We start from the raw sequence: 6316 nt of genomic DNA on the forward strand, positions 1-6316 counted from the left end.
GGCCGGTGCCTCAGCCGACCGGTGCCTCAGCCGGCCTGCGCCTCTCCCGCGCCGTACAGCACACGGGTCACCGACGCGTGCGTCACCCCGTGGTCCGCGAGCACCTCTCCCACCACCCCGGGCAGGACGGTCAGCGCGAGCAGAAGGTGCTCGTCCCCGATGTACCGGTCGCGGTGCCCGACGGCTACCCGCAGCGCCCTCTCCAGGACGTTCCTGGCACCCCGGCCGAAGCCCGGCCGCCGTCCCGGCCACCGGCGGCGGTCCTCCGGGTCGCCGGACATCGCCCCGACTCCGTGCACCTCCTCGACCCGGGCGACGATCTCCGACACATCGATGCCCAGCCCGGCCAGCGCGTCCGAGTCGGCCCGTGACAGCCCGCCCCGCCGCCGCGCCTCCTCCAACTCCTGCCGTACGGACGCCTTGCGCTCCCCGAGCCCCAGCGCGGCCAGCGCGAAGGAGGCGCGGCTGCCCTCCCGGTCGAGAAGGGCGAGCAGCAGGTGCTCGGCGCCGACGGTCTGTTCACCCGAGCCTTGGCAGTGGACGAACGCGCCCTTCACGACCTCGCGGGCGTCCTTGGTGAAGCGTTCGAACATCACTGCCTCCCGTACTTCTTGTGCACGGCCTGCCTGCTGACTCCGAGCTCCGCGGCGATCTCCTGCCACGACCAGCCCTGATTGCGCGCACTGCGCACCTGTACCGCCTCCAGCTGCTCCAGCAGCCTGCGCAGCGCGGCCACGGCCCGCAGTCCGACCCGCGGATCTCGGTCGCCGGCGCGCTCGGCGAGATCGGTTGCCTCGGTCATGATGTCAACCTACGTTGACAGCGCCCTCATGTCAACCGGCGTTGACAAGCCGGGCACGCAAAAGGCGGGCCCGGACACCCGGACCCGCCCGACGACCGCTCTGGTCGAGGACCTCAGGAATGAGTGAGCACGATCTTCCCGAACTGCTCCCCCGACGCGAGCCGTTCGAAGCCCTCGCGGGCGCGGTCCAGCGGAAGTTCCTCGTCGATGACGGGCCGCACCCCGGTCGCGGCGCAGAAGGAGAGCAGGTCCTCCAGCTCCTCCTTGGTGCCCATGGTGGAGCCGACGACCTTCAGCTCAAGGAAGAAGATCCGGGTCAGTTCGGCATGCGAGGGCCGGTCCCCGCTGGTGGCACCGGAGATGACGATCGTGCCGCCGGGCCGCAGCGACTTCACCGAGTGGGACCAGGTCGCGGCGCCCACGGTCTCGATCACGGCGTCCACCCGCTGCGGCAGCCGCGCCCCCGGCTCCACCGCCTCGACGGCCCCCAGTTCGAGGGCCCGCTTCCGCTTGGCCTCGTCCCGGCTGGTCGCGAAGACGCGCAGACCCGCCGCCTTGCCGAGCACGATCGCGGCCGTGGCGACACCGCCGCCCGCGCCCTGCACGAGGACCGAGTCACCGGGCCGCACCCCGGCGTTGGTGAACAGCATCCGGTAGGCCGTCAGCCAGGCGGTCGGCAGACAGGCCGCCTCGGCGAAGGACAGCTCCTTGGGCTTGGGCAGCACGTTCCAGGTCGGCACGGCGACCTGTTCGGCGAAGGTGCCCTGGTAGCGCTCGGTGAGGATGGAGCGCGGCTCGTCGGGGCCGACGCCGTGGCCGGTCTGGCCGATGACGGAGTGCAGGACGACCTCGTTGCCGTCCTCGTCGACGCCTGCGGCGTCGCAGCCGAGGATCATCGGCAGCTTGTCCTCCGCGAGGCCGACGCCCCGCAGGGACCAGAGGTCGTGGTGGTTGAGGGAGGCGGCGCGCACCGTGACGGTGCTCCAGCCGGGCCGGGCCTCGGGAGCCGGGCGCTCCCCCAACTCCAGGCCGTTGAGCGGCTGGTCGCGGTCGATTCGGGCGGCGTAGACAGCGAACATGCAGCCGACGATAGGTGCGCTGATCAGCCAGCGGAACCGTGAGGACCTGTGACACATGCCCTCTTGCGCAGGGCCACCCATGCGGCGCAGGCCGACGGGACGTCTTTCGGGCGGGCGGGTGGGCAAGAAAAATGGCCCCGCCCACACGGACGGGGCCATTTCCACGCAACGTCAGCGACGAGCAACACCCTCGGCGCGCGCGGCAGCCGCGACCGCCGCGGTGACCGCCGGAGCGACCCGCTCGTCGAACGGCGAAGGAATCACATAGTCGGCGGCAAGGTCATCCCCGACCACCGCGGCCAGCGCCTCCGCCGCGGCGATCTTCATCCCCTCGGTGATCCGAGAGGCCCGCACCTGCAGCGCGCCCGCGAAGATTCCGGGGAACGCCAGCACGTTGTTGATCTGGTTCGGGAAGTCGGACCGCCCCGTGGCGACGACCGCCGCGTACTTGTGCGCGACGTCCGGGTGCACCTCGGGGTTCGGGTTGGCCATCGCGAACACGAAGGCGCCCTCGGCCATGGAGGCCACGGCCTCCTCCGGGACCGTGCCGCCGGAGACGCCGATGAAGACGTCGGCGCCCACGAGGGCGTCCTCCAGCGAGCCGCTGATGCCGGCCTTGTTGGTGAAGCCCGCGAGCTCCTGCTTGACCGGGGTCAGGTCCTCCCGGTCCGCCGACACGACGCCCTTGCGGTCCGCCACGGCCACGTCGCCGACGCCGGCCTCGACCAGCATCTTGGCGATGGCGACACCGGCCGCGCCGGCGCCCGAGATGACGGCCCGCAGCTGCCCGATCTCCCGCCCGCTGAGCCGCGCCGCGTTCCGCAGCGCCGCGAGCGTCACGACGGCCGTACCGTGCTGGTCGTCGTGGAAGACCGGGATGTCCAGGCGCTCCTGGAGCCGGCGCTCGATCTCGAAGCACCGGGGTGCCGAGATGTCCTCCAGGTTCACTCCGCCGAAGGACGGGGCGAGCCGGACGACGGTCTCGACGATGTCGTCCACGTCGGTGCAGTCGAGCGCGATCGGCACCGCGTCGACGCCGCCGAACTGCTTGAAGAGGATCGCCTTGCCCTCCATCACGGGGAGGGAGGCCTGGGGACCGATGTCCCCGAGTCCGAGCACGGCCGTACCGTCGGTCACGACGGCGACCACCGAGGACTTCCACGTGTAGTCGTTGACCAGCTCCGGCTGCTCCGCGATCGCGGTGCACACGCGCGCGACGCCGGGCGTGTACGCGAGGGAAAGGTCGTCCTTGTCGCGGACCGGCACGGTGGCCTGCACGGCCATCTTGCCGCCACGGTGCAGCGCGAACACCGGATCGAAGGAATCCAGGGGCTCGGCCCCGCCGTCCTGATCCGTATTGCTGTCGCTGCGAGGATTGACGATCTCCGCTGCCACTTTGTTGTACCCCTTAGGTATGCATGGTTTGAGGGTCGACCACTCCTGGTGAGGGGTGGGCGGGCACCGCGTACCGCCCGATTGCTGATACGTACGGGCCATACGCGACGGGCGCGCCGCACACGCGCCCTGAGCCCCGGATGAGGGGTGTAAAGAACCTTCTTACCGGACGGACGGTGCCCACGACGAGTCCATTAGGTGCAAGGTCACATCGCGGAACCGCAAAGCCACGGCGAGATGACGCGCGGCTGACAAGCGGGCCGGGGATGTGAAAGCCGCTGGTACGCCGGCGCCCGCGCTGACCACATCGTGAGACATGCCGAAGATTCTCCGGCCGGAGAGCTGGGTTTCCGCAGATGGTCCGGTGGTGAACGACCGAGGATGTACCGGCCTGATGCGGTTCGGGGGTGACCCGTTATCCGATTTTGACATGGCGGCACCCCCGGACGGCGCAGTCCGCACGACAAGATGCGGTAAACCCACGGGGTCCGACACCGGCGGCCGTTGCGCATACCGCCACAGCAGACCAGCACGCTTGACGGCTACCTCACGGCGAGCAGCAGCGTGTCCGACGGCGAGCACCACACCGGCCGGGCCTCGGTGAAGCCCCGGGCCAGCAGCGTGCGGGCGTGCCAGGCGGCCGAGGGCGTGTCCCCGTCGGCGTGCTCACCGTAGATCTCGAAGCGGCGGGCGGTGGGCTCGGCGAGGACCGGGTCCTGCGCCGCGAGCCGCCACCATTCGGCCCAGTCCAGGACACCGTCCCGCTTGGCCTGATCCATGCGGGCGTGCCGCTGGGCGCGCTCGGCCGCGTTGATCCTGGGCGTGCGGTCGTCGATCATGTGGTCCGCGTTCATGAAGACACCGCCGTCGCGGACCAGCTCCGCGACCTGACCGTAGAGGGCCGCGAGGGGTTCGCTGTGCAGCCAGTGCAGGGCCGTGGCGGTCAGGACGGCGTCGTAGGAGTCGTACGGCAGCTTCGCCGGCCAGTCACGGTCCTTGAGGTCGGCGGTGACGAAGGAGACGCGCTCGTCGCCTTCGAAGGTGCCGCGCGCGATGGCGAGCAGGGCCGGGTCGAGGTCGACGCCGGTGCTGGTGGCCTCCGGGAAGCGCGCCAGCAGCCGGGCGGTGATGCTGCCGGTGCCGCAGGCGAGGTCGAGGACGCGCGGCGCCGTACCGACCAGCGCCTCGACCATGTCGAGCATGATCCGGAACCGCTCCTCCCGGTCCGGCATGTACCACGCCTGCTGCCGGTCCCAGCTCTCCTGCCACGCGGCCCAGTCGGTACCCGTGCTCATCGTCATGAAGTCTGTCCCCCTTGACTGCGTAATACCCTGAAAGCACGACCGGCTCTTACCCGACCGCAGACATGACCATAAAGCGCCCCCGTAAGGACTACAAGTGGAACTGGCCTATTACTCGGATTACGCCGTCCGACTCGTCAACAGCGAGGAACCGGCCCGGGGCAAGGACTCGCTGACCTCGGTCGAGGCCGTCCGCGACCTGTTCGGTGACATGTCGGCGGCCCGCCGCGCCACCGACGCCGACGTCACGCGCTTCCGCTCGGTGCGCGCCCGTCTGCGCGCGGTCTTCGAAGCGGCGGACAAGGGCGACGAGACCCTCGCCGTCGACCTCCTGAACTCACTCCTGCTGGAGTTCCCGGTGTCGCCCCAGATCTCGGGCCACGACCACCGGGACGAGGACGGCCGCCCGCTGTGGCACATGCACCTCGCCGATCACCCGTCGAACGCGACGGCGGGCTACGCGGCGATCGCCGCGATGGGCCTGGCCTTCCACCTCACCGAGTACGGCGTCGACCGCCTCGGCCTGTGCGAGGCCGCCCCCTGCCGCAACGCCTACCTCGACACCTCCACCAACCGCTCCCGGCGCTACTGCTCCGACCGCTGCGCGACCCGCGCGAACGTGGCCGCCTACCGGGCCCGCAAGCGCCTGGAGGCCGACCGGTCGGGCAGCAGCGGCCTCGCCGCCGAGAGCGCCCAGCGCACCAGCGCGAGCGGCGAGCGCTGACCGACGGGCAGCGGCCGGTACCGGAAGCGCGCGCGCCCGAGAACGAGCTCATCGGGTACGACCCCGTAGTCCGTACTGTCCCCGCCCGCGTACGGGTTGTCCCCGAGCACCCACCAGCCGCCCTCACGGCGCTCCACGGCACGCTTGACGACGAGCAGGTCCTGCTGGAACGGATGCCGCAGGACGACGACGTCGCCCGCCCTGACCGTCGCGCCGTACTGCACGAGCAGCCGGTCCCCGTGACGGAGCGTGGGCACCATGGACGGCCCGGTCACTTCCGCCACTCCGAACGGCGCCACGGCCCTCCCCCGCTCGGTCTCCTGCGACAGCTCCGGCATCCCCGGCACCTCCCCGGTCCGTTCCTCCACCAGTCTCAGTCTGACCCTGGACTTTTGTCCTAAGCCCTAGGGGGCACCCGAGAAATCGCCTTCCTCAGGGAGTAATGTCGCACCTGAGAAGACGATCACGAGGAAGGAATGCTCCATGCTTTCCCGCCTGTTTGCCCCCAAGGTCAAGGTCAGCGCCCACTGCGACCTGCCCTGCGGCGTGTACGACCCGGCCCAGGCCCGCATCGAGGCGGAGTCGGTGAAGGCCATCCAGGACAAGATGGCCGGCAACGACGACCCCCACTACCAGGCGCGTGCCACCGTCATCAAGGAGCAGCGCGCGGAGCTCGCCAAGCACCACGTCTCCGTGCTCTGGAGCGACTACTTCAAGGCCCCGCACTTCGAGAAGTACCCGGAGCTGCACCAGCTGGTCAACGACACCCTGAAGGCCCTGTCGGCCGCCAAGGCGTCCACCGACCCGGCGACGGGCCAGAAGGCGCTGGACTACATCGCCCAGATCGACAAGATCTTCTGGGAGACCAAGAAGGCCTGAGGCTTTCTGTCCTGCTTGGCAGGGGCCCGGCCGGTTTCTCCGACGCTGTTGGTTAATTCGGGCCTTGCTTCGCCCCGTCGACCGGCTGGTCGGCGGGGCGGAGTGCTGCGAAGTGGCTGGTGCGGGTGCGGGCCCT

General features: G+C 70.4%; 8 protein-coding genes. 2 read left to right on the forward strand and 6 right to left on the reverse strand.

Annotated features, from left to right (window positions below; all coding sequences use genetic code 11):
* Nucleotides 1-26: 26 nt before the first annotated feature.
* The 5 genes from ACWDEN_RS25215 to ACWDEN_RS25235 all read right to left on the reverse strand — a co-directional run bounded on the left by ACWDEN_RS25215 (nt 27) and on the right by ACWDEN_RS25235 (nt 4577).
* A complete protein-coding gene (locus ACWDEN_RS25215) occupies nt 27-593 on the reverse strand; it encodes a Clp protease N-terminal domain-containing protein (protein ID WP_450860184.1) in 567 nt (188 codons plus the stop codon).
* Complete coding sequence (locus ACWDEN_RS25220) at nt 593-802, reverse strand: helix-turn-helix domain-containing protein (RefSeq protein ID WP_018571396.1); 210 nt, start codon at nt 800-802, stop codon at nt 593-595. The genes ACWDEN_RS25215 and ACWDEN_RS25220 overlap by 1 nt, the downstream gene beginning before the upstream one ends.
* Nucleotides 803-915: 113 nt before the next feature.
* Nucleotides 916-1881 carry a zinc-binding dehydrogenase gene (locus tag ACWDEN_RS25225; protein WP_450860185.1) on the reverse strand — a complete coding sequence of 322 codons (966 nt, stop codon included), beginning with the start codon at nt 1879-1881 and terminating at the stop codon, nt 916-918.
* 171 nt (nt 1882-2052) lie between these two features.
* Complete coding sequence (locus tag ACWDEN_RS25230) at nt 2053-3276, reverse strand: NAD(P)-dependent malic enzyme (protein ID WP_450860186.1); 1224 nt, start codon at nt 3274-3276, stop codon at nt 2053-2055.
* A gap of 542 nt (nt 3277-3818) precedes the next feature.
* Nucleotides 3819-4577 carry a class I SAM-dependent methyltransferase gene (locus ACWDEN_RS25235; RefSeq protein WP_450860187.1) on the reverse strand — a complete coding sequence of 253 codons (759 nt, stop codon included), beginning with the start codon at nt 4575-4577 and terminating at the stop codon, nt 3819-3821.
* 97 nt (nt 4578-4674) lie between these two features.
* Between ACWDEN_RS25235 and ACWDEN_RS25240 the strand changes: the two genes are divergently transcribed.
* Entirely contained in the window at nt 4675-5301 is a 627-nt protein-coding gene (locus tag ACWDEN_RS25240) for a CGNR zinc finger domain-containing protein (RefSeq protein WP_351613557.1), read from the forward strand.
* Here the strand turns inward: ACWDEN_RS25240 and sodX are convergent.
* Nucleotides 5205-5639 (reverse strand): nickel-type superoxide dismutase maturation protease, encoded by a 435-nt coding sequence (gene sodX, locus ACWDEN_RS25245; protein ID WP_450860191.1) that lies wholly within the window; start codon nt 5637-5639, stop codon nt 5205-5207. The two genes, ACWDEN_RS25240 and sodX, sit on opposite strands and share 97 nt — an antisense overlap.
* A 145-nt stretch (nt 5640-5784) precedes the next feature.
* On the opposite strand from sodX, the gene sodN reads away from it, so the two are divergent.
* Entirely contained in the window at nt 5785-6180 is a 396-nt protein-coding gene (gene sodN / locus ACWDEN_RS25250; RefSeq protein WP_351613554.1) for a superoxide dismutase, Ni, read from the forward strand.
* Nucleotides 6181-6316: the final 136 nt, after the last annotated feature.

The organism is Streptomyces sp. NPDC001153 (genome assembly GCF_053598315.1).